This window comes from Alkalibaculum bacchi (genome assembly GCF_003317055.1).
Classification (GTDB): Bacteria; Bacillota; Clostridia; order Eubacteriales; family Alkalibacteraceae; genus Alkalibaculum; species Alkalibaculum bacchi.
This window is the reverse complement of the sequence record NZ_QNRX01000019.1, coordinates 1-26,800: the sequence shown is the minus strand read 5'-3', so window position 1 is coordinate 26,800 and position 26,800 is coordinate 1. Positions and strand designations below refer to the sequence as shown.

Annotated in this window: 38 protein-coding genes; all 38 read left to right on the top strand. The window is 28.8% G+C overall.

Annotated features, from left to right (window positions below; translation table 11 throughout):
- Positions 1 to 50: 50 nt before the first annotated feature.
- Complete coding sequence (locus DES36_RS14650) at positions 51 to 257, top strand: hypothetical protein (protein ID WP_146953648.1); 207 nt, start codon at positions 51 to 53, stop codon at positions 255 to 257.
- 486 nt (positions 258 to 743) lie between these two features.
- Entirely contained in the window at positions 744 to 1,028 is a 285-nt protein-coding gene (locus tag DES36_RS12395) for a hypothetical protein (RefSeq protein WP_113921526.1), read from the top strand.
- Positions 1,029 to 1,089: 61 nt separating this feature from the next.
- Positions 1,090 to 1,344 carry a TIGR04540 family protein gene (locus tag DES36_RS12390; RefSeq protein ID WP_170128296.1) on the top strand — a complete coding sequence of 85 codons (255 nt, stop codon included), beginning with the start codon at positions 1,090 to 1,092 and terminating at the stop codon, positions 1,342 to 1,344.
- Between the two features lie 110 nt (positions 1,345 to 1,454).
- Positions 1,455 to 1,649 (top strand): hypothetical protein, encoded by a 195-nt coding sequence (locus DES36_RS12385; RefSeq protein ID WP_113921524.1) that lies wholly within the window; start codon positions 1,455 to 1,457, stop codon positions 1,647 to 1,649.
- A 66-nt stretch (positions 1,650 to 1,715) separates the two neighbouring features.
- On the top strand, positions 1,716 to 2,069 hold the full coding sequence (locus DES36_RS12380) for a hypothetical protein (protein ID WP_113921523.1): 354 nt from the start codon (positions 1,716 to 1,718) through the stop codon (positions 2,067 to 2,069).
- 67 nt (positions 2,070 to 2,136) lie between these two features.
- Complete coding sequence (locus tag DES36_RS15195) at positions 2,137 to 2,271, top strand: ribbon-helix-helix domain-containing protein (RefSeq protein ID WP_242981769.1); 135 nt, start codon at positions 2,137 to 2,139, stop codon at positions 2,269 to 2,271.
- 60 nt (positions 2,272 to 2,331) lie between these two features.
- A complete protein-coding gene (locus tag DES36_RS12375; protein WP_113921522.1) occupies positions 2,332 to 2,682 on the top strand; it encodes a hypothetical protein in 351 nt (116 codons plus the stop codon).
- 34 nt (positions 2,683 to 2,716) lie between these two features.
- Positions 2,717 to 3,424 (top strand): DUF2786 domain-containing protein, encoded by a 708-nt coding sequence (locus DES36_RS12370; RefSeq protein ID WP_113921521.1) that lies wholly within the window; start codon positions 2,717 to 2,719, stop codon positions 3,422 to 3,424.
- Between the two features lie 33 nt (positions 3,425 to 3,457).
- Complete coding sequence (locus tag DES36_RS12365; protein WP_113921520.1) at positions 3,458 to 3,898, top strand: plasmid fertility inhibition factor family protein; 441 nt, start codon at positions 3,458 to 3,460, stop codon at positions 3,896 to 3,898.
- Positions 3,899 to 4,200: 302 nt separating this feature from the next.
- Positions 4,201 to 4,746, top strand: a complete 546-nt coding sequence (locus DES36_RS12360; RefSeq protein ID WP_113921519.1) for an HD-GYP domain-containing protein — start codon at positions 4,201 to 4,203, stop codon at positions 4,744 to 4,746.
- Positions 4,747 to 5,125: 379 nt separating this feature from the next.
- Complete coding sequence (locus DES36_RS12355; RefSeq protein ID WP_113921518.1) at positions 5,126 to 5,578, top strand: DUF5348 domain-containing protein; 453 nt, start codon at positions 5,126 to 5,128, stop codon at positions 5,576 to 5,578.
- Positions 5,579 to 5,652: 74 nt separating this feature from the next.
- A complete protein-coding gene (locus tag DES36_RS12350; RefSeq protein WP_242981768.1) occupies positions 5,653 to 5,877 on the top strand; it encodes a hypothetical protein in 225 nt (74 codons plus the stop codon).
- Between the two features lie 43 nt (positions 5,878 to 5,920).
- Positions 5,921 to 6,079, top strand: a complete 159-nt coding sequence (locus DES36_RS14915) for a hypothetical protein (protein ID WP_170128295.1) — start codon at positions 5,921 to 5,923, stop codon at positions 6,077 to 6,079.
- A 37-nt stretch (positions 6,080 to 6,116) separates the two neighbouring features.
- On the top strand, positions 6,117 to 6,350 hold the full coding sequence (locus DES36_RS12345; RefSeq protein WP_146953646.1) for a hypothetical protein: 234 nt from the start codon (positions 6,117 to 6,119) through the stop codon (positions 6,348 to 6,350).
- Positions 6,351 to 6,422: 72 nt separating this feature from the next.
- A complete protein-coding gene (locus DES36_RS12340; protein WP_113921516.1) occupies positions 6,423 to 6,971 on the top strand; it encodes a tyrosine-type recombinase/integrase in 549 nt (182 codons plus the stop codon).
- A gap of 36 nt (positions 6,972 to 7,007) precedes the next feature.
- Complete coding sequence (locus tag DES36_RS12335; protein WP_113921515.1) at positions 7,008 to 7,250, top strand: hypothetical protein; 243 nt, start codon at positions 7,008 to 7,010, stop codon at positions 7,248 to 7,250.
- 420 nt (positions 7,251 to 7,670) lie between these two features.
- Positions 7,671 to 8,444, top strand: coding sequence for a ParA family protein (locus DES36_RS12330; RefSeq protein ID WP_113921514.1), 774 nt, complete (start codon positions 7,671 to 7,673; stop codon positions 8,442 to 8,444).
- Between the two features lie 81 nt (positions 8,445 to 8,525).
- Complete coding sequence (locus DES36_RS12325) at positions 8,526 to 8,801, top strand: hypothetical protein (protein ID WP_113921513.1); 276 nt, start codon at positions 8,526 to 8,528, stop codon at positions 8,799 to 8,801.
- 556 nt (positions 8,802 to 9,357) lie between these two features.
- A complete protein-coding gene (locus tag DES36_RS12320) occupies positions 9,358 to 10,314 on the top strand; it encodes a helix-turn-helix domain-containing protein (RefSeq protein WP_170128294.1) in 957 nt (318 codons plus the stop codon).
- 185 nt (positions 10,315 to 10,499) lie between these two features.
- Positions 10,500 to 11,006, top strand: coding sequence for a hypothetical protein (locus DES36_RS12315; protein WP_113921511.1), 507 nt, complete (start codon positions 10,500 to 10,502; stop codon positions 11,004 to 11,006).
- A gap of 369 nt (positions 11,007 to 11,375) precedes the next feature.
- Complete coding sequence (locus DES36_RS12310) at positions 11,376 to 11,675, top strand: hypothetical protein (protein ID WP_113921510.1); 300 nt, start codon at positions 11,376 to 11,378, stop codon at positions 11,673 to 11,675.
- Positions 11,676 to 12,321: 646 nt separating this feature from the next.
- Positions 12,322 to 12,567, top strand: coding sequence for a hypothetical protein (locus DES36_RS12305; RefSeq protein WP_113921509.1), 246 nt, complete (start codon positions 12,322 to 12,324; stop codon positions 12,565 to 12,567).
- A gap of 264 nt (positions 12,568 to 12,831) precedes the next feature.
- The gene (locus DES36_RS12300) at positions 12,832 to 15,447 is read left to right on the top strand and encodes an isopeptide-forming domain-containing fimbrial protein (RefSeq protein ID WP_113921508.1); all 2,616 of its coding nucleotides are present in this window, start codon (positions 12,832 to 12,834) and stop codon (positions 15,445 to 15,447) included.
- A gap of 128 nt (positions 15,448 to 15,575) precedes the next feature.
- The gene (locus DES36_RS12295; RefSeq protein ID WP_113921507.1) at positions 15,576 to 15,920 is read left to right on the top strand and encodes a hypothetical protein; all 345 of its coding nucleotides are present in this window, start codon (positions 15,576 to 15,578) and stop codon (positions 15,918 to 15,920) included.
- A gap of 27 nt (positions 15,921 to 15,947) precedes the next feature.
- Positions 15,948 to 16,100, top strand: a complete 153-nt coding sequence (locus DES36_RS14910) for a hypothetical protein (protein ID WP_170128293.1) — start codon at positions 15,948 to 15,950, stop codon at positions 16,098 to 16,100.
- An 86-nt stretch (positions 16,101 to 16,186) separates the two neighbouring features.
- Positions 16,187 to 16,354 carry a hypothetical protein gene (locus tag DES36_RS14905; protein ID WP_170128292.1) on the top strand — a complete coding sequence of 56 codons (168 nt, stop codon included), beginning with the start codon at positions 16,187 to 16,189 and terminating at the stop codon, positions 16,352 to 16,354.
- 32 nt (positions 16,355 to 16,386) lie between these two features.
- Positions 16,387 to 16,539 carry a hypothetical protein gene (locus tag DES36_RS14900; RefSeq protein ID WP_170128291.1) on the top strand — a complete coding sequence of 51 codons (153 nt, stop codon included), beginning with the start codon at positions 16,387 to 16,389 and terminating at the stop codon, positions 16,537 to 16,539.
- Between the two features lie 36 nt (positions 16,540 to 16,575).
- Complete coding sequence (locus DES36_RS12290; RefSeq protein ID WP_113921506.1) at positions 16,576 to 16,962, top strand: hypothetical protein; 387 nt, start codon at positions 16,576 to 16,578, stop codon at positions 16,960 to 16,962.
- Between the two features lie 22 nt (positions 16,963 to 16,984).
- Positions 16,985 to 18,238 (top strand): CpaF/VirB11 family protein, encoded by a 1,254-nt coding sequence (locus DES36_RS12285; protein WP_113921505.1) that lies wholly within the window; start codon positions 16,985 to 16,987, stop codon positions 18,236 to 18,238.
- A gap of 37 nt (positions 18,239 to 18,275) precedes the next feature.
- A complete protein-coding gene (locus DES36_RS12280; protein WP_207657467.1) occupies positions 18,276 to 19,121 on the top strand; it encodes a hypothetical protein in 846 nt (281 codons plus the stop codon).
- Entirely contained in the window at positions 19,118 to 19,861 is a 744-nt protein-coding gene (locus DES36_RS12275; protein WP_113921504.1) for a hypothetical protein, read from the top strand. The genes DES36_RS12280 and DES36_RS12275 overlap by 4 nt, the downstream gene beginning before the upstream one ends.
- A gap of 16 nt (positions 19,862 to 19,877) precedes the next feature.
- Entirely contained in the window at positions 19,878 to 20,240 is a 363-nt protein-coding gene (locus DES36_RS12270; protein ID WP_113921503.1) for a hypothetical protein, read from the top strand.
- 16 nt (positions 20,241 to 20,256) lie between these two features.
- Positions 20,257 to 20,403: a hypothetical protein gene (locus tag DES36_RS14895; RefSeq protein WP_170128290.1), complete on the top strand. Its 147-nt coding sequence runs from the start codon at positions 20,257 to 20,259 to the stop codon at positions 20,401 to 20,403.
- A 15-nt stretch (positions 20,404 to 20,418) separates the two neighbouring features.
- The gene (locus tag DES36_RS12265) at positions 20,419 to 20,661 is read left to right on the top strand and encodes a DUF5415 family protein (RefSeq protein ID WP_113921502.1); all 243 of its coding nucleotides are present in this window, start codon (positions 20,419 to 20,421) and stop codon (positions 20,659 to 20,661) included.
- A 43-nt stretch (positions 20,662 to 20,704) separates the two neighbouring features.
- Complete coding sequence (locus DES36_RS12260) at positions 20,705 to 20,977, top strand: TrbC/VirB2 family protein (protein WP_207657466.1); 273 nt, start codon at positions 20,705 to 20,707, stop codon at positions 20,975 to 20,977.
- A gap of 90 nt (positions 20,978 to 21,067) precedes the next feature.
- Positions 21,068 to 23,455 (top strand): coiled-coil domain-containing protein, encoded by a 2,388-nt coding sequence (locus tag DES36_RS12255; RefSeq protein WP_113921500.1) that lies wholly within the window; start codon positions 21,068 to 21,070, stop codon positions 23,453 to 23,455.
- Positions 23,456 to 23,500: 45 nt separating this feature from the next.
- Positions 23,501 to 26,140, top strand: coding sequence for a VirD4-like conjugal transfer protein, CD1115 family (locus DES36_RS12250; protein ID WP_113921499.1), 2,640 nt, complete (start codon positions 23,501 to 23,503; stop codon positions 26,138 to 26,140).
- Between the two features lie 24 nt (positions 26,141 to 26,164).
- Positions 26,165 to 26,800, top strand: a 636-nt coding sequence (locus DES36_RS12245) for a DUF8208 domain-containing protein (protein WP_207657465.1), incomplete at its 3' end; no start/stop codon positions are given.

Below are 26,800 nucleotides of genomic sequence, written 5' to 3'. Positions count from 1 at the left end.
AGCTATTGTTAAGATCATTATTAAAACAATAATTAGGTGTGGACGAGCCAATGCAAAAAATCGTTTCGGTAAGGCTTATATTTCGCTTGTATGGCTTTATCGTCAGTGGGGAGGGAGGACACCATACCCACAATAAAAACTCTTTGGTTCGGGGGAGTAATACTGGTAGAGATACTAGAAATCGTCAGAGTTGGGGCAGTAATGAACGAATCTTTCTTATAAAGATACGATTTCTACTAGTGAATGAAAAAAACTAGATGTAAGCGAGTGCGAAGAAACCTCAGCTCATCCTATACGGAGCATATTTTTTTGTAAACAGGTATTTTTGTTGAATTTTATATTCAAAATTTTCAGCAGGATACCTGCGTCCAAATTTCCTAACTAAACCTACCAGAGCATAACAAATCAAACATAAAAGTCAATAGAGTATTCGTAATTTTATCACAAAAATTATATATTTAGTAAGTAAACCTGATGTGAAACGTAGAATAGGGAACGTAACGAAGTGAAGTGAGTCTTTCTATGTTTTGCATTAGGTACTATAGGAAAGGGTGAATGCGTAGCAGAGGGGAAACGCATTAGAAGTTTCCCTTTATTAATCAGATAATTTCTTGGTTAATCTATCTAATAGTAGTGTAAATAATTAATTAAAAACGGTTGACGGTACGTCACTGTAATAGTATAATTATAGTAAGTTAATTAGTCGATAGATTATCCGATATTCTAATAAAGGAGGATCAGCTATGGAAACAAGTAAAATAATAGACCCTACAAATAAGGGGATCAAGAAAAAGGTTTCGGGAAAAATGTTCTTTCTCATTTCGATTATAGGAATTCTACTCTTTCTTTTACTTGCTAAAGCATTCTTAGCATCATTACACTATATTATAATTACTCCAATATTTTTATTTCTTCTTATTAAAGGCGGTAAGTATATATTTAGCTTTTGCCTATTCATATTTAAGTTTGTCATAAATTTCTTTGCTGTGTTCATTGCACTAGGATGTCTTATTTATATTTTTTCTTAGAAAAATTCAAAAGTGTAAAATAGGGGTAAAAGGGGAGTAAAAGGTGTTAATGAGGTACGAGATGCAAGAGATATTAAAGAATCCTAAAACAGTGAAAGACATGGCCGAGCAAATAAAATATTTATGCGATGGCTATTGGTCTAGGAAAATCACAGAAAAAGAAGCAAGAGAGCTTATTCATTATTGGGAAAACCATGAAGGGGATAAGCTATTTAAAGCAACAGAGTTTAATCCAACTATAAAAAAAATTATTGGTAAAAGAAGAGTTAAACTTATAGAAAAATGGTTACAGGGGTGCCAAATTAAAATCTTATAGATAATAAAACGCAAATGAATGGCTGCTTGATTCGCCTGTGAAAATTTATATTCACCTGGATATGGATAGCTTTTCTATTAGTTTATTTAGATTGGAGAGGATGTTTTTTTATGTTTTCTATTACTTATAATAAAGACAGAAAAAACTTTTGTCCCTGGGAATTATACAGGGGATCTCAATTTATTGGGGCATTTACAAGTAAACATATTGCATTACAAAGAAAAGAATTATATGAAGTTGAAGATGAGTCTGGACTCAAATTTACGGGACCTATAATTATGGAGCAAATAAAATTAACTACTTGATCAGAAGGAAAAAAACGTATAAAGAAAATAAAGCAATATAAAAAACAAATAGGAAGGTGATTCTAAATGTATTATGATCCTGAAAGTCGAAAAAAACAAGCGAAAATCGGTTTTTTACTCGTGGTTATTAGTTGTATTTTGCTTCTTTTACTTATGCCATGGTTTTCTAAATATGAACAGACTCGAAATGAGCGTATATTTGAAGAAAGTTTAGTTGATGCAGAAATTATTCTTTTAAAATATGCTCGAATTATAGAAAAAGAGGGTTCTTTAACAACTCTAGATAAAAAGGAACTTGAACTTGGACTAAAGCAAATAGAAAACTTTGATGAAATAAAAATAGAAAACAACGAAAAATCTATTAACCTTTATCTTAAGTATAAAGAGTTAGATCAAACATTAAGCATAGATATTGAGTAATCTTTGTACAATAGATATTTGAGTTTGAATTAATAAAATCTGTTTAGTAAGTGAGAGGTGATAAATAATGAAGGATAATAAGGAGCGTGTAGAGATACGTATGCCTAAAGTGATTTTAGAAAAGATTAATAATTATCAAAAGGAAAATGGTATAACTACAAGGACTGCTGCCATTCTTGAATTGATACGAAAAGGCCTATAAGTATGTTAGTGTTATAAAAAACTAAGATTTCACTGTAGTACGTTAGGGAGGATGATGATTATGCATTTATTAAAAGAAATACTAAATGAAATGCAAACGATAATACCCATTCGAATGATTCTTATTTTTATAATTTCCATACTGATGTCCATATTTTTGGTTTTATCTTTAAAATTGACAATGCTTATTATGAAGGCTATAAGTTACCTTTCAAGTAATCGCTATATGGAGGATCTAAGGAATGGTATTAAACATAAGAGCTTTCTTGCCCGTCTTTTGTTATTTCCTCTGCTTTTGCTTATGCTTCCAATTGTTTTTATTTCAGATATAATCAGTGGATTGTTTGGTGAAAATGGTAATGATCCTTATCCTTTTACCAAAGTCATATTGGGAATATTATTAGATAAATAATATACAGTAGGTGCTGAGAAGGAGATAGAGGATAATGGATATAAATGTTGTTGAGAAGATAAAAAAGTTATTAGCATTAAGTGAAAGTAGTAATGAATATGAAGCACAGGTGGCAATGTTAAAAACTCAAGAGCTGCTTATTAAACATAAACTCACTCTCAGGGAAGTTAAAGAATTCAAATCTTATAATAGTGATATAAAAGAACAAACGAGTAAAGTCACTTTTACAAAGGCAAAGTGGAAATCACATTTAGCAAGGCTTATTGCAGATAATTTCGGTTGCTATTTCTTTTTTTACACTCAGGGTACTCATACAATTACCTTTTTTGGAAGAGAAGAGGATGCTATAGTTTGTAATATCGTTTTAGAATATGCTATTGACTGTATTAATAGCGTGGTTAAAAAATTAAGATATCAAGCGGTAAGGAAGGGATGTAGTACAAAGGGGATCGAAAACGATTACGCCTTGGGTTTTATAGAAGGTTTGGAAGATAAATTTGAGAAACAGAAAGAAACTAATCAAGAATGGGGGTTAGTTCTTATGAAAGACAGTGAAGTTATTCAAGCATATTCAGAAAAAAGTAAATCATTTGCAGGAACAATAAATACTAATACTTCTTTTCAGGGGCATATGGAAATTTATAAAAAAGGTTATGAAGATGGTCAAAAATTCAGTATATCAGATAAGTTATCTGAAGGTGATGACATGGAAGTTTTTGCAATATCAGGTCATGAAATTTAAAACAAGTCTAAAAAATCGAAAGGGGGGTAAGAAATGATAAACTTAATCCTTCATGATAATAGAATTGTTATAAGATTAATAAATGGAGATAATAAAGTGGTTTTTATGCGGTATCCATATTCTTATAAGGAAAATTGTCAACTCGCTTTTGTTAAGGTAGATACTTTAAAAAAATATTGGATTAGAAACAATTATGATGAACATAGTAAATACGCTAATGCAAGTGAGTACGAATTAAGACAAGACTATAAATTCAAATATGCCGAAGAAGGTTTTTCTCGTGGAGATAAAGACCCTGTACCAGTAGCCGAAATTGCATTGTTAAGCTGTGCGACATTACCATGCATCGGATTCCAGAACGGTATTACTCGTACAATATGGCTCATTGCTAATGGTTATAAAGTAATTCCATTTGAAGTTGCAAACGTTACATCAGAATTTCTTTTAGACGAAGGGGTTTATTCTTTTAAATAAAAAATATGCTTGCCCTTGGGAATTATATGTAGTAAGAATTGATGGATCAGAAATATTATAAAAATTAAAAAGAGGTGAGTAACATAAATAAAAATATTTAATAAATATAAAAAATCATACACAATGGATATTTTGTTCGGTTTTGGAAAAATGGTCCAACTCTTTTCATACCAGTGGTTTAACATAGAATATACTGTTTTCAAAATATTTTTTTACTATATAATCATACATAACATATCTAAATGTATGATTAAATCATACATAACATTTAGCAATTATGAAATAACGGAGGATAATAAATATTGATAGTTACAAAAAAATTATTTAGTATTGAAGATGAAGAACTTCAACTTCATAATTATAGGGTGGGAAAAATGAGTAGTAGATTTGCTAAGTTTGTTGGTTTACATGAACAAATGATAGAAGATATCGCTATTTGTGGATCTCTACATGATATTGGAAAAGCTGTGATTCCTAAAAGAATATTAAATAAGCCTACAACGTTAACTAATGAGGAATTTAAGCAGATTAAGATGCATTCTATTTACTCTTATATGATTTTAAGAGAAATGGGGTATAACGAGAAAATTTGTCTGATATCTAAGTATCATCATGAAAATTATAATGGAACTGGCTACCCTGATAAGTTAAAAGAAAAGGAGATTCCATTAGGAGCACGGGTTTTAAGGATTGTAGATATGTTTGATGCCTTAACAAATGATAGGATTTATAGAAAAGCAATGAATAAAAAGTCTGCCTTATTTCTAATGGTTAAAGAAAATCACTTATTTGATCCAGATTTATTTAGTATGTTTAAGGATTTTATAGATATTGCTATGGTCATATGAGGAAAAAAATAGGAAAAAGTAATATGATAAATTTAACTATAGTGTATAAATGTATCTAATCAGGCAAATAATAAAACACAAGTGTACACTTATATACTTATATACTCATATAATTATAAACATATATAATTATATACATGTATAATTATAAACATATATAATTATACATGTAAGGATATGCATATATTACAATCCGATTAATGCTATAGCTATAATATTTATTGCAGTATAAACTAGTGAAATATTAATATTTAGCGTTATTTTAATTGTCAAATAGGTTACCCCCTTTTTCTTTTAATGTTGAATTATAAGCTTTACGCTCTAAAATATAACTCCAATTGTCTTTATAACGGTAAAAATACAAGAAAAGAGGTTCAATATGAACGATTTAGAAAAAATACTAAATAATACTGGCAACATTAGCAATGCGATCGGCAATCTACTAAAAGAATCCACTTATAAGGATTATGATGATTTAAGTGGTTTAGACATTGATCGTAAAGATGAAGAGCAATTATTTCTTTTAGACGAATTAAGGGGTATTTTAGAAAAATTAGAAAATGTAAAGAGAGATATAGACTATTTAAACAGATCTATTATTTATACAGGATTCTTATATAAAAATAATAGGGGTAGGTATCAAGCAGGAAATAAGGAATTTACAAGTGGGAGTGGTATAGAAGTTTTGATTTATGATGAATTCTACGAAAATGATCGTTGGGTTATAACCAGTGTAGAACATAATGATGATTATTATTTAGTGGGTCATAGAAACGTACCAATGGATGGTCTCAAAGTTAGGATTAGAGAACTTCCTAGTATGTATAAATAAATGAAACGTGTATTAGAAAAAGAACTTTGCAGCTAAAGAAAATATAATAAAAATGTGTTAATGGGTGGTAAATTATGTGGAAAAAAAGGAGAATGAAAAGCAGGATGAAAATCAAAGAATTAATAACTGTTATAGTAGATGATGTAATTATATATAAAGTCAAGAATAAAGAGTTTGGGATGTTTGAAGACCTTTATAAGGGCAAAGTAAATAATATTCCAGAAAATATGTTAGAAATGAAAATTCGCTGTGTTGGAGCATCAAAAAAGGCAGTTGTAGATATACAAATAGAAGATTGAAATCATAAATACTAAAATATTATAAAACTAGGAGGTTAATTATATGACTGTTGCAGAATTAATTGAAGAGCTTCAACAATTAGATAAAGACAAAAATATATTTATTGGTGATACTGCTGGTGGTAATATGCACATTAAGCATATTAAAGACAATATAGGATTATCTTATACACTTAGCAGTAAAAGACCGAGGTTATTTTAAAATTTGAATACTATGTGTCGGAAGGAGAGGAGAATATATGATGGAAGCATTTCTAAAGTTTTATAATGAAATTAATTTTAAAAATGGTTTTGCATTATATATATATCATTCATCTATAGTAGATTGGTGTATTACCATAGGATATAAAGCAAGCCATCCTAAACATGGTGAAGAAATAATTAAAATACATAATTCTGATATGGAATTAGCTTTTGCGAAGGCACAAGTTGAGTTTAAGCAATGGTTATTAGAAAATAAAGGAGGATATTAGTTTCGCATTACAAGTATAATGTACACTAAATTATCTAGTGTACATTATACTTGTAATAAAAAGGAGATAAATATGAATTTTGTACAACCAATAAGAAATCCTGAAAAAATTGAGGAAATGAAAATCATTTTAATAAAAAATAATTATAGAGATTATTTTCTATTTTATTTTGGAATTAATACAGGATTAAGAATTTCAGACATTATTGATTTAAAGGTAAAAGATGTTTTGGGACGAGATCATATAACCCTTATAGAGAAAAAAACAAAAAATACAAAAAAAACAAAGAGGTTCTTAATCAATAATGATTTGAAATTTGAGATAAAAAAATATACACAAGGCATGAATGATAATGATTATTTGTTTCCTTCTCAAAAGGGAGGGCATATAAAAAGAGTTCGTGCCTATGAAATTTTAACAGAAGCAGCAGAAAAGGTAGGAATTACTGAAATAGGTACACATACATTAAGAAAAACTTTTGGATATCATTTTTATAAGCAATATAAAGACATAGCAATGCTGCAAATGATTTTTGGACATTCTTCAGCCAGTATAACACTTCGTTATATAGGGATAGAGCAGGATCAGATTGATGGAGTTTTAAAAGATTTTAGCTTGTGATACTATTTAAGTAAAATAAGGGAAGGAAGATATATTATGAGTTATTTATATAATGGAAATTTCTACGAGGTCAGTGATTCTAAAGATATGATTGTAGACTTATTAGAAGATATGGAAAGAGATCAAGTTATTAAATCAGAAGTTAATAATCTTGGCGGATGCGATATAGACCTTTATACCATTATTGCTAGCAATAAAATCTATTCATTAAGTAATGATATAGATTGGGAAGATTTTTTTGAAGAATTAATAAAGACAAATATATTGAAAGAAATATAGAATATCCAGAATAAAAAAACAATCTTATAACTAACATATAATAAACATGTATTTCACTTAAATCAGTAATATCTAGGATTATGAGCTGGTTTAGAGATACATGTTTTATTTTCTTAAATTTTAATAGTATTCGCCTATTTGAATTTAGTGGCCTTGGTAGCGTTTTGAAAATATCTATATTATTAATGTAGTACTTTAACTAAATAAAAGTTTATAATTATAAACTTTTATAATTGTATGTGCGGAATTAATGTAGCACTTTAACCACGTTTACACTTCTTGCTAGATCTAATGTCTTACTTTAATATGAATTATATAATTTTTTATTGAAATAGTTTTCAAATTAGTGTATTATATAATTATAAACTTATATAATTATATACGTTTTGAATTGTATACTTACGAAGGGGTGAATGATTAATGAAAGTAATTAGTATTTTTAATCAAAAAGGCGGCGTTGGAAAAACAACAACTGCAATTAACTTATCAGCGTCCTTAGCAGAAAGAGGTAAAAAGGTATTAGTAATAGATAACGATCCACAAGGAAATCTTACAACTGGATTCGGAATTGAAAATGAACATTTTCAAAAAAGTCTATACGATATTTACAAATATATGCTACCAATAGAAAATGTAATTATTGATTTGAAACAATTAGATTATAAAAATTTATATTTAGTACCATCTGATGTGAAATTAACAGCGGCAGAAGAAGTTCTTGCAGGGGAATACGGAAAAGAAACTCGATTAAAAACAGTTATAGATGAAAGCGATTTTTTAGCAGAAATAGATTATGTTATAATTGATTGTCCTCCAACTTTTAATATAATGAGTATTAACGCATTAATAGCATCTGATAGCGTTATCATCCCAATAGAACCTAATACATTTGCATTAAATGGGACAGTAAATTTAGTAAATACCATAAAAAAAATAAGAAAACAAATAAATAAAGATCTAAAAATTGATGGGGCTTTAATCACCATGTATGATAAGAGAATAAATAGCATAAAAACTCTTACTGAACAAATTAAAGAAGCATTTGGAAATAATACTTTCAATGTTTATATAAGAACAGATGCCCAAGTGAGAACTTCTCAAGATGAAGGGGTTACATTATTAAAATATAACAAAAAATCTAACGCTGCAAAAGACTATTTAAATTTAGCTGATGAATTACTTAAAAAAGATTAATCTAAACAATAATTAAGATAATTAAGAAGGAAGGGAGTGTATGATTTTAGTCTATTGACTATATCATGCAAAGTGATAGTAATGAAAAAAAATATAATGCAAGGCTTATTTGATGATTTTGATAATCAAAATGAAAATAACAATATTTCTAGTAAAAAAGATCAAGCAGTAGTAAAGGGTAAGAATGAAATAAAGAAAGAACAAAAAACACTAAAGTTATCGACACACTCTATTGAGCAACTATTGAACTTAGTTATTTATTATAGAAACCAAGGTGAAAAGCTTAATCAAAGCGAAATTGTAGATCTTGCTATAAATAACTTATATGAAAAAGAAATTGGCAAAGAAGATAATTAAAAAATTATATAATTATATACTTATATAAGTATATAATTATATATTGATCTTTTAATTATTAAAAAGATACTTAACCTTCTTTAATAAACAAGATTTATATTAACTTCAGCGTAAAATATCTGTAATCAGGTAGAAAAATGCATATAATCTTATAATTATATACCGTTATAAGTTTATAATTATAAAATATCCACGGGTTAAGAAAATTATATTATCTAGACACTACATAAAAAATTGTAGTATAATGTTGATGATTTAAAAAATATTTATAAGCAGGTAAATAAAAAAAGCACTATTACTTCTAAAGAGTTTGGGTGTTACCAGCACCTTATTATAAACTCTTTTCGCCCAACTCTCACACTGGGATGAAGAACAGCACTTTCTTAAAAAATACATAAGATAGCCTTTTAATTTATATCTTTTATAATTGTATTATATCATACAATTATATGTGATTTCAATACGGAAAATGTTGTAATTATCAATTTTAAAGATGAGAGTCTATGGGAACATAGACTTTTTTTATTATCCTGATTACCAACGAGGAGATGCTATTATGAATTTTAGGGACATTTTAGAAGCTAAAGGGGTAAAGGCTAGGGGATATGGAATAATCCCTAAATTGGCCATGCTAGATCGTGAATTAACCATCGAAGCTAAAGCTATCTATAGTTATTTTTGTAGTTATGCAGGAGCTGGCACTACTGCTTTTCCAAGTCGAGATAAAATCTGTGACGATTTAGGAATTAGTGTGAAGCGATATTATAAACATTTTAGTTTGCTTAAGCAATTAGGATATGTAGAAGTCAGGCAAGTTAAAAAAGAAAACAATAAATTTTCTTATAATATTTATAATTTAATTGAGAATCCAAAAAAAATTGAAGTAAAAGCGAATGAAGAAAATCCTGAGAAAGAATCAGATCTAGGAGAAGAAAATAAACCGTGTGGCCATTTTGACTACACGGAGGAAAAGAAAGAAAATCCGTGTGGTCGTTTTGACTACACGGAGGAAAAAGAAGAAAATCCGTGTGGTCGTTTTGAGCATACGCAAATTAGGCATACGCAAAATGACCATACTATAAGTAACAGTTCTTCTTTTATAAGTAACAATGTTTTATATAATCATCAGTCTTCTTTAGGTACTTTAGACAAACCTAAACAGACTGATATAGAAGATCTATTAGAAAAAATTTATAGAAAAATTGAAATAGAAGATCTTAAGAAAGCTTATCCTAACGATACTGAATTTTTAGAAGAGATTGTTTTTAATATAATGGACATGTATCTTAGTAGCTCGATAACAATACAGGGGGAACGAAAACCTCAATCACTTATTCAAGCAGCTATAAGTAGGCTTACATATTTTCATGTTGAAACATTAATAAATAAATATAAGCAAATATCTACCAGTACTCAGATCACTAATTATAAAGCCTACATACAGACGATGATATATAATAGCATTTTTGAAAATAATTTAGACTCTATTAATACTGTGGGATCTTTAGTTTAATTCTTTGTTTAATAAAATAACTATTAATGTTAAAGATTGTATCTGATTAAATAAACAAAATCATCAATGAAAGTCAAGTAAGAACAATAAAAGAAAAAATATTATTAAGTAGTTAGATTGAATAATCAATGTTATTATGATAGAGTTTTTTTATATAAATATTTATATAAAGGAGTGAACTTACTATGTTAAATAAAAAAACGTTTACTATACTCTTATTATTAATACTTACATTTCTACTTATTGGATGTTCAAAGAGAAGTGCAGGAGTATTAGAAACTGGAAAAACTTATTTTCCAGCAAAGGTTACTACTAACGAAATTACTAAGGGACTTACAACTAAAGAAATTATTGAAGTCGAGGATGAACAAACATGGATTATAAAAGATAAATCTAAGGATGATACAAACTATATAGTTGCAAAAGTTTCAGATACTGGAGAAAAAATTGGAGATTATAATCTTTTTACACTCACAGCAGAAGAAATTTATGGAGATATAGATGATTCTTTCGCTCCCAGGGAAGGGGAAAGTTATGTTATCACAGAAGATGAAGAAAAAATATATTTTACACCTGTCAATTATGATGAATATGTAAAAGCACTAGAGAATGGAGAAGATTTTTCAAAAACTAAAGATACAGAAATAAATTTAAAAATAAAAGATCATGTAAAATATCAGTTTGAAAAATAATAGATAAATATTTATCAAGTGTACAATAAATATGTATTGAATGTTTGATAAAAGTGTGCGATAATTATATTAATACAAGGAAAGAGTGAATGTATAAAAAACGCCAATTTTTTATACATTCGTAACATTAACAAGGACCTGTTGATGCTACTTTAGCTCTCTCTTTGGTTACAAAAGTAACCACTTATCATTATATAAAAAAGAAACTTTTTTGTAAAATAGAATATACAATAACTATTTTTTTTTACAAAGAAACAAAGTTTCATTTTTTATATATGTGGGGATTTTGTCGCTTAAGAGATAGGTAGTAGCTTTAAGGCTACTACCTTTTTATTTTGAACAAGATTATTTTTCAAAGGAGGAACCATATTGGAACAAGCATTTACAAAATCATTAAAGAAAGACAGAACCTATGCTGGTTGGTCAGAGTATGACGTTAAAGAAAAATGTTGGCAGGTACTAACATTAAGTGGAGAGATTTATGTAAAAATAGATTTTAGTGGAGATTTTATACATATAGGAACAAAAAAGGTAGTACAACTTAATAAGTTATTTAGATATATTCGTAATTGCACAGACAGCGAAGGATATATTATAGCGAAACGAAAGCGTATTGATTCACCATTATATCCCACAAAAAACAGTAAAAAAGTAAGAATGCCTATTTAATAAAATAAAGTGTATATATTTTTAATATGCAAATAGTTTTTTGAAATATTTGCAAAGCATATTTTGGTTATTTGAAAATCGAATATAGTGACGTACTGCATCTGTATCCTTCGCAGATGTTACCTGGATGGTAACCAGGAGTATAGGGTAAAAAAGACAATAGAAGGTGTCTTTACTAAGTACAAAACATAATATTAAAATTATGTTTTAGGTTGCTGATACAAGCCAGAAATCAGTCTCATTTAAGAGCCTTTGCCATGACCAATAAAACAGAAACCACTGTTTGAAACTATTGATGAAGCAAAGGGAGTTTTGCCAAGATCCATTATATAAAATGGGGAGCATACTCTTAATAAGGTGGCAACTCAAGGCCTGAACGTTGCATAAACAAAGACATAAACTTGTAAAATAATTATAATTGTTTGCATGTTAAAGATATATACAATAAAAAAATTATTGAAAAAAATGTAGATAAAAATCCTTTTCTTAGGCTTCAGCGGGCAGAGGAAAATCTATTAAGGATGATAAATTAAAAATATGAAAAGAGGTAATAATATGGAGTTTAAAGAAAATTGGTTTTCAAATATCCAGTTTTATGTTGTAAGCCAGGAAGATATATATCATCTAAAAACAAAGGAGTACAAAAATGTGGTATTGTAAGATTGAAATGTTATCGAATAAAGAGAGAGCTATCATTTTTCGTACTGAAGAAGAAGCTGTTCAATTTTACAATGATGTTTTAAAAAGCTTCGTATTTGACAATGATAAAACTATGGGAATAAGGTTTTTAAAAGATCCTTGCAATGGCACATTAATTAATTTGAGCAATGTTGAGACTATATCAAAGCCTGAAAAATATATAGAAGATAATGTGGAAGTGATCAATCATTAAATTTAAATTGATCACTTTTTTTATTGCTTAATTTTCTAAAAGAGGTGAGAAGTTGTGTGTTCGTTTGATTTTGATCAATTATTTCAAAGGCTTAGATTTCAGAAGTCATATGAAATTAGATCACGAAAAAATATTAGACAAAAAATGAAGGATTATACAATAAGAGAGACTATAAATATGAGAAAAAAGATTGTTTTATTAAGGCGTGAAAAAATTTTATAAAAAGGTATAACAAAAGCACAAAAGATAGGAGGTAAAATAGGTTTGGTTAGTTTTAAAAAGAAGAATATATTTTGTTTATGCCTGGTTGTTTTGTTCCTTATAAGTGGAAAAGTTGAAGCAAATATTTTGAATTTGCCGAAGCTAAGTGTTGTAAGTGATGGTGGGGTAACAATTGGGCCTGAGTATACGTTTGTGCCACGTGTTAATAGTAATACGGAGATACAACCTTTTGGCGGGACTGGTTGGAGAAGAATTAGTTGGAATCAAAATGGAGGTAATTCGCATAATAACCGCATGTTTAGAGCACTTGATGTTTCTACAAATAATTCATGGAAGGGTAATATTGGGGTCAGATATACAAATGTGGGTAATTACAATGGACAATCATTAGATTTAAAAATCACAGTAAATGATTGGGCACCACGTACTGTTGGTAGTAGTAAACCACAACATATTTCTTTTGAAGAAAAAAATATTGCAATTTCAACACAAGGTTATTTATGGTGCGATTTTACATGGGAGTATGTCCGTTCTGGTACCAATACCCCTGTCAATGTATCAGGGTATTATACCTTTTCAGATATTGATTTAGCACAAGGGGTTCATTTTCCATCTTCTACAGTTAGTAAGGTCGATCGATTCATCATTCACGATAGAAACAACCGTTTAAGTTATAAAAATGTTAGTGGGGCTTATGAAGTTTACGATGGAAAATCCACTGTGAGTTCGGGTGGGGTTGTTACTGGAACTGATTATTCAGATAATCAATATATACATGAACAGGCTTTTACATTTTTATACAGTAATGAATCGTCATTGAGATTTAGATGGATATCCCCAAGTCGATGGAACAATCTTAAGGGAAACTATGATAATTCAGCTATGGGTGAATATTTCTTCTATGTTATAGATAAACCTGGACAAACAGTTACCCCAGCTCCAACTAAAGAAGTTAGTCATACTAACAACTTCAATATAAATCAAAAGTTAAAACATACTGTTATTCATGAAGTCCCACAAGAAGATCCTAGATTTTACTATAGCAACTATTTGATTGAAGATACACTAGATCCAGTGCTAACTAATCCAAAAGTATCTATATTAAATCAAGTAAATGAAAATGTAACGAATTTATTTAACACTTCAATATCTGGTAATAAAGTAATGATATCAGCATCAGCAGCGACTCTAAATTTAGAAAGTTTTTATGGAGAGCGTTATCATATTGTAATTGAAAGTAGTGTTGATAGAAGTAAATTAGAACAAAATATTGGCAATCAATCAGAATATAACATTAAAAATAAAGCAACTTTAATAGCCAATAACAAAACATATTCTACTAATGAAGTTGTAACACAAATATCCAAAAGAACAATTACTATTAATCATATTGATAATGATACAAACAAAATGATTAAATCAGAAACACATGTAGTATTTGATGGTGATAGTTATGATATTTCTCCAAGTACAGACTTAAAGCGAGGAAATTATAATTATAAGCCAATCAATACAAGTGCTCAAAGGGGAACAATCAATGGAAAAAATGTAACTTTAGATTTCTATTATACAGTTCCTAAAATGACAGTTGGTATTAATAAAATCCAAATATATACAGATAAGGTGACATTAAACCCTTTAGATGGATTGCCTACAAACATATATTTAAAAAAGGAATTAGTAACGGGTTCTAAATTAGAAGATTTTGATGGTGGAAAAGTTAAGGTGGTAATAACAGATAAAAACAAAACTAAACAAGTATATTCAAAAATATTTAACATTAATGATTTAGGTGATAAACTTCAACTAAAGCTACCAACAAATTATCTATCTAAAGATGAAAAAGCACAATATAGTATCGATCTAATCATAGATAATAACGGTACTAAAAATTATGAATTGATTTCAGAAACTCCAAATATTGAAACATATGGGCATACATCATCAGAAAAAGTATTATCTAATTTAGAAGATGGATCCATACATTATACTGGAGTTATTATGACAGAAAAAGAAATAGATAAAGATGTAGTAGAATACAAAGAAACATTATTACTTGGTGTATCAAATGTATCTAAACAAAAAACAGGATATGGATTTGAAGTAAAGTTATCTACAGTCTATTCAAATGATCTAAAGAAAATATCAGAAATTAATGCTAATCTTTTAGTAGACGATAATTTAGTAGATTCATATCTCCAATACTCATCTACTGATGGTATGGCAATAATACCTATGGATATAACACAACAAACACCTAGCTCTGACGGAAAATCTATTTCAAAAGAATTTAAACTTCCACATGTAAATATAGAGAAAAATACAGGAAATTTATTTACTGATCAGCAAGTCTCAAATAATGATAACAGAATAAACTATGAGATATTAGATGGTGGAAGAAAATTTTATATTCCTATATGGGCCGATTTAGGAGATTATGATTATAAACTAAAATCCAATGAATCTATAGGAGTACATGAAGTAACATTCGACATTAAAAATAATATAAATGTTTATGCATACATGTATGGACATATTGGATCAGGAACGATCAAAGAAGATGAAATACTAATTACACCAGTTGATCCACAAAATCCATTCCCAAATGGGCTACCTAATGGGTGGACTAATGAAGATGTGGAGTGGTTAAAAAAATAAGATAATAAGGAAAAAAGAGTAAAAGGAATACAATTTTCTTTTACTCTTTTTTCTTTATAAATAAACAATAAAAGAAAGGAGAGTAATAAAAGTTGTTTACCTAATTTAAATGAAAGGCGGTAGCGAAAATGATCATCCTATCCTATGATAGGGCGAGAAGATCACTATTAATGATGTCGCTTTATTTAGTCGGAGTTTCGCTTGTCATTAAAGGATTGGGATATTTTTTAGAATTAAATTTTCTATCTATTTTTCAGTCCTTACTAGATGGTACTAAATTTAGTTTAAAAGTACCAAAGTTTAATATGGATTCATTTAGTTTTAGCTTATTAATAAATGCAATTGAAGGAAAAATACAGGAAATTTTACAGACTGTAATTCCTACAGCAAGTATGCTTTTAGGTTCAATAGAATCTACAGGTAGTATTGTAATAAAAAAACCTAAAATTGTTAATTTGTTTATTAAAGCGTAAAGCGAATAGTAAAAAAAGGAGGATAAAATGTTAGATCAAAATACTGATAGGTCATGGTGGATGATAGGTGCTGTTATTATTGGAGCGTTAATTATAGGATTAGCAAAAATAGCTTTTCCAGAAGTGTTTCAGTTAGTCATAACATTCTTTAAGAATATGATTCCTACTACATTAGGATAAAAGAGATATACATTTTATAAAAAAGTGAGAATAGGTGTGATTTCTCGCTTTTTTATATTTTTAGTATCAAAGGATGGTGTGAAAAATTGATAAAGAATGAAGTTTTAAAAGATAAAAACAAAATTAAAGCACAGGTAAATGCCTTAGAACGGAGAATTGAGCGTGAAAATAAAAGGTATAAAGAGATACATCTTAAAGCATTAAATGCCCTTAAAATTGCTTTAAAAAGTAACTTTGAAAATGATTTGAGTTAGATGTAAAAGAATATAAAAGGAGTGATTAAAAAATGTTAGATCAAAATACTGATAGGTCATGGTGGATGATAGGTGCTGTTATTATTGGAGCTTTGATTATAGGGTTAGCAAAAGTGGCCTTTCCACAAGTATTTCAATTAGTTATAACATTCTTTAAAAATATGATTCCTACCGCATTAGGATAATAAAGATTAATTCTATTACCAAGAGAGGAGTTTAAAATGCTTAAGGATTATCCACGTCTTGTTGGATTAATGATTTTAGGTGTTACCCTAATTGTATTTACTGGGGTATATTATCAAGCAAATTATAAGCAGGATTCACTTAATCTAACTCTTACAGAAACAGTTAGAGTAAGTGCTATTGCTAATGCTGATAATAGTTCACGATTAAACGAAGGTGAATTCTTTATAAATAAAGAAAGTTTTGAAGAATATCTTAAAGATAGAATTAAAAAAAATAGCAACGTAAATCTTAGTAATGATGTCAATTATAAATTTGAATATCTAGATAATGAAAATGGTTCTACAAAAGCTATAAGAGTCATTGTAAGAAATAATGATGTAGATTACCAGGCAACTGCTATTGTAGATATATCAAATTTATAGAAAGAAAAAGGAGACAAATTGAATGGTGTTAAAGAAAAAAAATATATTGCCCCAAAAAGGACTTATTGATTCAAAGGTTTTAGAAAGTATCCAAGATTCATTAATACAATCTCATGCTGAATTAATTGTAAAAGGGCTTTTAGATCCAAAGGCAAGGCAAGAATTAAAGTATTATGTTGCAAAAGATCACGGTTACGCAGTAAAAGGAAATGAAGAAATAGTAGAGTATATTGTCCAAGAAACAGTAGGAACTGGTGTAATTGAAGAAATAATTAAAGATGAAACAGTTACTGATATTGGTTACAATGGAACAGATCTAATTATCGAAAGTAATGATATTAAGAAGAAATACACAGGGGATATTGAAATTACGGATGATTACATTGTGAGAATTATTCAAAAGTTCGCTAATGCCGTAGGTAAGGATTTTACTCCAAAACAACCGATTTTAGACGCTGTATTTGAAAATATAAGAGTTAATGCTGTAAATAAATCTATTAGCCCTTACGGAACAACAATGAGTCTTCGTATATCTAGACCAAAATTAGTTTTAAATGAAAAAACTTTTAATACGTTTGCCCCTGGTTTTATGTATGATTTTTTCAAGGCTGTCGTTCAAGCAAAATCAAATATAGTAATTGGGGGAGAGACTGGTACTGGAAAAACAGAATTACAAAAGTTATTAATTTCATTTATTCCCTTTGAACAGAAAATTACGATGATAGAAGATGTTCAAGAGTCTCATATAAAAGAAATGTTTCCAGAAAAAGATATTATAAGTTGGGTAACAAGTGGCGGGGTTACTTATACAAATTTAATTGCAGCTGCACTAAGAAATAACCCTAGATGGATAATGATCTCTGAAACCCGTGGAGAGGAAGCGTACGAAATGATTCAAGCTGTATTATCAGGCCATAAGATTATTACTACTGTTCATTCAATAAATGCTCGTGCAATACCTAAAAGACTTATAAATATGGCTAAAATCGGATATTCTGTATCCGAAGATTCTTTACAAGAAGATATTAGACGTAATTTTGATTTTGGTGTTCAAATTAAAAGAATAAACTATGAAGGTAAGGTTATTAGATATCTATCCGAGGTTGTGGAATTTAATGAGAAAAAAGATAATACAGTTTTTGAACAAAGATTTATAGATGGAACCTTTTATTATAAAGTAGGTGATTTATCTGATGAATATAAAGATAGATTCCTTGAATCAGGAGCGTGTATAACATTACCAAGTGGAAAAGAATTTACAAAATCTTTAAAGTAATTAAAGATCACTACACGTATAAAGGGGGGGATATAGATTGAAGGTTGTGTCTAGTAAGGGTGTAAAATCCTTAAACACAAGAAAGAAAAATATAATAAATGTTGATGAATTAAATGCCTATAAAGTCGCATATGGAAAACCATTAAAAGCAAGAGATTATTTATATTATGTAGGAATGCCCTCTCTTATATTCGGTGGTTTTTCTTTTATTTTGCTTTATTACTGGTGGTTTTCTTTGATTATGATAGTAGCAGGATCAATCTATGGTTTTAAGTTTTTTTTACCTAAAAGTATAGAGAAACATTATGAAATGCAGTCTTTTTCGGAAAGAAATAAATTTATAAATAACATGACACAGGTGTTGACAGATGAAAGTAAAACCGTTATTAGAGCTTTATCTACAGTTAATTCTAGAGCAGAAGGAGAATTACGAAAAGACTTAACAGTACTTCAAGCACGTTTACAAGGTGCTGATAATCATCAAATACAATTAGCTTTTAAGAGTTTGGCAGATAAATACGAAGATGATATTATCTTCGTTCAATATTTAGAACAACTTGAAACTGCTATGTTAGAAGGTCGGGCGAATATAGATACCCTTAAAGATGTGAAGTCTTATCATAATGATATGAAAAAGAAGAAAAATGAGTATGAATTTAAAAAACAAGGACATTTAAAAGATATGAAAATGCTTTGTGGAGTAGTTGTGGTCTTTATCCTTGCTATTTCATTCTCCTTTGGATTTAGCATATATGTAAATGATTTCGCTCACCATCCCATAGGATGGGTTACTTGTGGGATTTATATAAGCTTAATGGCTCATTTCTTTAAGAAGTTTTCCACCTATTTATTTGATGAATCGATATTGGAGGTGGAAGTTTGAGAGTAGTTAAAAGCACGACAAAAAAAAGCAAATTTATACGTGCTATTGCTGAAAAAGATTTATATCCTATGCTAAAAGAAATGGGCGATTCTGAAAAAAGAATAGACCAATTTCAAAGACAAAGGATAACTCAATCCATTTCAATAGGAATAATATTCCTTTTGTTTGGATTGATACTATCTAGATGGTTTTATTTGGGTTCGATATTCTTACCATTAATTGTTTATAAAATGAAATATAGAAATATCAGTTCAAAATATGCGACATGGAAGTTTCAAAGGCATTTACAGTTTTCAAAATTCACAAGATTACTCATTCCGTACTTAAAACAAACAAGGGGACAAACTTCTCTTTATAGTATCTTTAATAAGATTTTACAGCGTATGGAAAATAAACAGGATAAGGACTTACTGTATACATTAATGACTGAAATGTCTAATAAACCAAACGATATTGAGCCCTTTATTGATTATGCAAATAAATCTAGTGGAACAGATATGTCAGTGCTTTTCATGTCTACAATTTTTGATTTTCAACAAAGTTCTTTTGACATATCGGTAATCAATGAATTAGGCAAAATTGCAAGCGAAGAACTAATTAATGGAATTGATGAAATTATCAATTTTAAATTAAAAAGATTTGTTTTTTTCCCAACAAAGATTGTAATGTCATCTTTCGTTATTGTTGCAGGATTTGCAGTTGCTATATTAGTAGCTAATTTATCAACTATACAGTTTTAGGAGGGATGTGATCTAAGTGCAAGAAGCTACTATTATGGAAATAGTAAAGTGGTTTATTGGTCTTCTGCTTTTGGCAATGCTATTAGCAGCAGCTATCTTCTTTATAGAGGTAGGAGGGGTAAATCCTTTTAAACAACAAGTAAACTATCAAATAGAAAGAAACGGAGGACTTACCGAAAATGCTATAACAAATATTAATACATACTCAGAAAATTACTATGATGGAAGATTTTCAGTAGAAAGTGATAAGTTAAATCAAAAGGTCGAATATGGTGAAATAGTGGATTACACTGTAAAAGGAGTTTTTGAAATTAAAATCTTTCCAGCACCTGACGTTAAACTGTCTTTTAAAGGTACTGGTGTTTCCCAGGTTCGTTAATAATTGGGAGGAAATTATGCTAGAGAACAATGTTTACCGTATGATAATGCTTATAGGAGCCATTATTATTATAGCAATTTTGATCAATTTATTAACTAATAATTATGGAGAGATGCAGGCAGTAATTCAACGGTTTTTTGCTTTAAAATTACAGAAATATTAGGAGGGGCTATATAAAATGGCAGTTAAAAAAAAATCAAATCAATTACAAATGACTGTAGAAAAAATTCTTAAAAAGAAGGGCGTTGATTATAGAGAATGGGAAAAAGATATAATCAATCAAAGAAAACTAGAGATTATGGCAGGGGAAGATAAAGAATGGACAAAAAAAACTATAGAAGAAGAGTCTATGAATTTAATTATGGATGAAGTTATACATAGTGGGATTACAAGCGATATTGTTTCAAAAAGTAATATGTGAAAAAAGTAATATATATTATTAAAGAAAGAAGGATATGAGAAATATGAAATTAATTGGAGAGGTAACTCAAAACTTAGTATATAATGATTTCTTTTCAAACGTCAAAACAGCAATAGCATCCTTTACTAGCAGTGTACAAGGAATTGCATTAACAGTTATTATTGCTTGTATTGTTATTACTGGCTTGATGTTCGTTTTTGGAGAAGGACCTTCTCGTACAGCTAAAAAATGGTTAATGTATATTATCATTGGTGCTGTACTTATATTTGGTGCATCTACATTAGGAACGACAATTCGAGATGTATCAGGGTTTTAATGAGAATAAAAACTAAATATTGGATTATAAAAGGAGATCTTAATCAATCTCCTTGTTTTTATTTATGTGAGATAGAAAGGGGTCGCATATATGTTTAAAGTTACGTTTAGTGACGTGGATAAAAAAATATTAAAATTAGTTAAAGCATTAAAATCAAAAAAAGGACATTCGCTTTATGAAGCAAAAGATTTAGTAAAAAAGATATTTGAACATGTTGCAGCTGTTGACGGAAGAACTAAATTAACTATCACTTTGAGTGACTTAGATAATGAGTTAAACTATGTCTTTGAAAATATCATTATTAATGATTCAAAAGAACCTAATTTATTAGAAATTTTTGAAAATGAGATTATAGCTTCTGGTCATGAAAATGCACGAAAAATTATTACTGAAATTCAAAAAGATTATCAGAATGAGTTAAGTAATGGAGCTATTAGTAATAAAGGGCCTAATAAGAATCATAAAAAACCTAAATTATTCAAAGGTTTAAAGAGGAAAAAAGAGAGTCAAAAAGATTGGGAAGAAACTCAATCTGAGATAGAAGAGGATTTTGGTGACTTAACAGTTGAAACCTCCTTATCTGATAATTATCAACCCAATATACAAGATACAGGGTATTCTACTATGGAGAATAGTGAGATTCAAGAATCTTTGATAGATGATTTTAAAGAAATTAACGATAAAGAAGATGATTTCTTTAAAAGAGAAGTACCTTTGGACGAAATTTTAGACAATGAAATAAAAGAAGATAGTTTTTATACTGTAGATTCTGAATCCAGGGAAGATATAATTACAGAAGTTGAAGAAATTAAGATTAATGATAGTTTTGATGATTTGTCAGAACATTATGGAGATCATGAATTAGAACAGCAAGAAGTTTTTCAAAAAAGGAATGACAGGATTACTTTTCCCGTGTACGATAGTTATTTAAATTTATCACAGGTTGAAAATTCAATTAAAAGACATAAAAAGCGTTTTGAAAAAGAGAACTTAGTTAAGTTCTTAGGTTTAAATGCTGTAACCGAAAATGAGATAATAACAGAATTAGATAATATAAAGTTAAACTATGCATTGAATGCATTGGATGATACGCAATTTATATTATTAAAAGATTTGTTTTTTAATGAAATAGAAGATAAAAGAGATCAAACGCAAACTCAGTTAGCAGGTATATATGATCAGGCTATGAATTATGACTATGAAGGGGTAGCAAAAGAAAAATTAGAAGAGGAATATCAAAGCCTGGTAAGTGAAACAGAACGTATTTATTATGAGTATGTAGATCAACAGGAACAGGAATATAATTTAAAGCTTGAAAAGTTTATACATGAGCAAGAAAAGGCCTTGGAGGAGTTTAAAAAACAACAAGCTTTAGATAAAGGAATCTATACAAAAGAATTAGATAGTAAAAAGTCTGCTAGGATTGAATTATATTATGAAGATAAGCAAAAAGAATTAGATAGTAAAAAAGAAAAGCTTTTAGATGATGAAATGTTTGAGTTGAAAAATCAATATATTAATCAGTTAACAGAATGTAAACGTGTGTCTATACGTAGCCTAGAAATTCAATTAGATAATATAATGGATGAAGTATGGACTAAAACAGAGGAAGCGTTAATTCTATTAAAGAATAATATAGAAAAAAACATTCCTTTTTGGAAACAGGATATTATAGAACGACAAGAAATTGAAGATAAGGCAAGGGAAGAACAAAGAAGGCAAGAAGAACTTAGGCTTGAAAAAGAACGTATTGAGCTGCAAAGAAGGCAACTAGAATTAAGATTTGTTAAGAAGGAAGAAGATAAAAGTGAAACAGATGATTTAATACAAAAGAAATTTTCAGAGTATGAAGAAAAATTAAATAGTTTACTGATGATACAAAAAGAAGGTCTTTCTTATGGAAATGTAATAAATCATAATCAAAATCAAAGTAAAGAATCCAATATAAGTAAGAATATTTTAAATAAAATTATGTTACCAGCGTTAGTTATCGTTATTATGGTGTTTGGTACAGGAATGTTCTTAGGAAAGAGTTTTAATGATAATTCTCAAACATCACAACAAGCACAATATGGAAATTTAGAAGAAAATATTAAAACAATAGAAGAAATATTAAAGATTAAAGGCTCTGAACAAACGAATCAAGCAGATGATCTTGATTCTCTTTTAAAGAATAAAAATTATGAAAAAGCCATGTCTCTTTACAAAGACTCTGAGAGCTTAGAAAAGATAGAAGAAGCTCTTTTTCAAAACGATGATTTGGCAATGCTTATTATTTTTAATAAGACGAGCGAAACAACCTTCGGCAAATTAGATGAAGCTCTTTTATCTAGAGAAGGAAAAAAGGCAAAGGAGATTTACGAAAAAATGTCAGATGAAGAAAAGAAAGAATTATCTAATGATAGAAAATCTGATTTAGCCTTATTATTTTATCAAAAAGGAGAGAAAGATTTAGCTAGTACGTTATTAGAAAATTAAAATTTAGAAACTTTGTTTCAAATGAATAAAAAGGTGTGAATTGATTTGTTCAAAAGGTTAAAGAAATATAAAAAGGCAGAATATTTGTCTCATTCATACAATTATCAGGTTGAAGGTGAAGATCTTCCTAAAGAAGAAAGAAAGGTAAATAAAAAACCATTGTTGATATCTATTTCAGCAATGGTTTTTATTTTAGCAACGATTAATTTTTTAGTTGTAGGTTATAAAGACGTAGCAGTTCGCATAGGACAATTAGAATCTCCTTCATTATTTGATATCTTTGATCTTGATTTGAGTAAGTCCTTTCGTTTAATAAATATTATTACTCCTGCATTTAGTCTTAAATCTTATTTAGTATTAATATGTATCATTTCTTTCTTTGGAATGCTTATTTATTCTAAATTAAATTATAAATCTGAAACAGAGATTATTTATGGCCAAAAGGGAGATTCACGTTTCACAACGATTGAAGAAATAAAAGAACAGTATCCTGCTATTCCAGAAAAAGAAAAAAAATTTGACGGTATAGGCGGGATTCCGATATCTCATTACAAAGATAAATATTACATCGATACAGATACAGTAAATTCCTGTATTTTAGGGGTATCACGCTCAGGAAAAGGTGAAGTTATTATCACTCCTATGATTGATATTTTAAGTAGAGCAGAAATTCAATCTAGCATGGTACTAAATGACCCAAAGGGAGAGCTTTTTGCAGCATCGAAAGATACTTTAGAAAAACGTGGGTATGATGTACATGTTCTTAACTTACAGGATCCACTGCAATCAATGTCTTACAATCCATTGCAATCTGTTATAGATGCTTGGATGCAAGGAAATGAGCAGGATGCTGCTAAAAGAGCGAATTCTATTACCTATACTCTTTATAACGATCCAAATGCAGGGGAAAATGCTTTTTTTAATGATGGAGCACAAAATGCTGTAACAGCAATCATTTTAGCTTTAGTTGAATATTGCGTAAAAAATAATTGTTCGGAAAAAATAACAATGTATAATGTTGCTGAAATGTTAAATGAATTAGGTACATTGTATTATAAAGAAGATCCAGATGATCCTTTTAGTGAAAAGAATGCATTAGATGAATTCTTTACTCATTTACCGCAGGGTCATGTTGCAAAAAAACGATATGGTTCAACATCTTTTGCAGGTGAAAAAACAAGAGGATCTATTCTATCTACAGCAAATCAAGGGTTACAGCCCTTTGTTGATCCACTGTTTGCGAAAATGACATCTAAAAATTCTATAGATTTAAAACAAATAGGATTTTCAAAAAACTTAATGGGCCAACTAGATGATTCGTTAATGAATAAAAGAATTCGTATAAGCTTTCATAAAAATAATAGCGAATTTACACTTATTGGATCTTATAGAGTGAAGGTAAAAGAAAACGGTAGGTATAATCTTAATTTTAGTGAAAATCTTCAAACAGGGGATTTGATTTTAATTAAATATGAAGACAAAAATATAAAATATAAGATTATTTATGAAATTCAGTTTGAAGTGGAAATAGATAAAAAAGGAAACATCATTTATCAAAAGAAAGAAGGACATGAACATATCCCAGAATATAAAAGGCAAGTAAGATTAAAACAACGTGTAAATACTTTTCCAATAGTACAGAAAGAATTACAAATGAATTATTCAGATAAGCCAACAGCTTTATTTATGATCATTCCAGACTATGATTCATCTAATCATACATTAGCATCTATTTTTATTAAGCAGCTCTACACAGAACTTTCTCAAAATTGTGCAGAAACAAAGGGAAAGAAGTGTTTTACACGAGTCCAAATTATCCTAGATGAATTCGGAAATATGCCACCAATAGACGATATGGATCAAGTAATGACAGTTTGCCTAGGGAGAAATATCATTTTTAATTTAGTTGTTCAATCCTATTCTCAAATAAAAAGAAAATATGGAGAAGGGGCAGAAACAATTAAAGAAAATTGTCAGAATCATATTTATATTTTATCAACAAATGATGAAACCATCGAGGAACTATCTAAAAAAGCAGGGCATAAAACAATTATTGGAAAGTCAAGTAATGAATCCCATTTAGATATGGATAATAAAGTTACTAAAAGTGCTGATCAAGAACGAATTATTACATTTGATAGACTTTCTCAACTTATCGAGGGAGAAACATTAGTTATTCGATCGTTACATAGACAAGATAATGAACGCAAAAAAATACGTCCATATCCTATTTTTAATACGAAAGAAACGAACATGCCTTATCGTTGGCAGTTTTTATCGAATTGGTTGGATACTTCTAAAGATCTAAATGATATTGATATTAAATCAGAACATTCAAATTTAAACTTAAAAGATTTAGATGTGGACTTTTCAGACTTTATTACAGATGCAGAAGCTAAGAAAAAATATATTTCAAGGATACAAGATACAGAAGTCGAAAATAAATCGAAAAAAGAGGTGATAACTCATTCAACAATAGAACTTAAAATAGAACAACTTTCTGCTTTATTACATAATACACAAGAATCTGAAAACAATGTATCTTTAATAAAAAAGATTATTCAAATATATCGAGAAAATAAATACTTACCTACTAAAGAAAAACTGGAGCTAGTAGAAGAAAGACTTAATGATCCACTTATAATCTCAAAAATTAGGGAGTTAATAGAAATACAGGAAAATTGATTTTTTTAGTGAAAGGAGTTTGCAATGAATAAAAGAAAAAAGAAGCTGATATTTACAGCTACTGTTATTATTAGTGGATTCTTATTAATATGGTTTAGTCCATTAAATGTACAAGCCAGTATTTTTGATAATATTTTTGGTGATGATACTGAAGAAATTGTAGCATTTTTACAAAGTCATTCAGATTGGTTACAGAATTCCTCTTTTCTTAACATAATAGGGCATCAACTAGCATGGGCATTTATAAAACTAGCTTATGTTGTTGTTTCATTTTTAGAAAGTTTAATCCCTGAATCTTTAAGCTTATTGAGCTTTTTAGATGATGCAGGTATGCAAGGGATTCTTAAAGCAGTTATTAATGATTTGGTAGTTGTTTTGATGATTTTAGTACTAGTTTATCTAGGATTTAAAACTGTTGTTGCAAAGAATCCACCGAACTTTAAGTCTATAGGTGTAAATATTTTTATTTCTGCTTTTCTAATCTTAGGTATGCCTACATTAATGAACACTATGCAGGACATATCTTTAGAGTTTTACGATGCAACACAAACAGGAATGAATAATGAGCAAGTCTCTAGTCTGGCTTGGGGATTGATTCAAGATAATACAGTTGATTTATTGTATGTTTCATCTAGGGGATTTTCTATTTTAGATGATTCT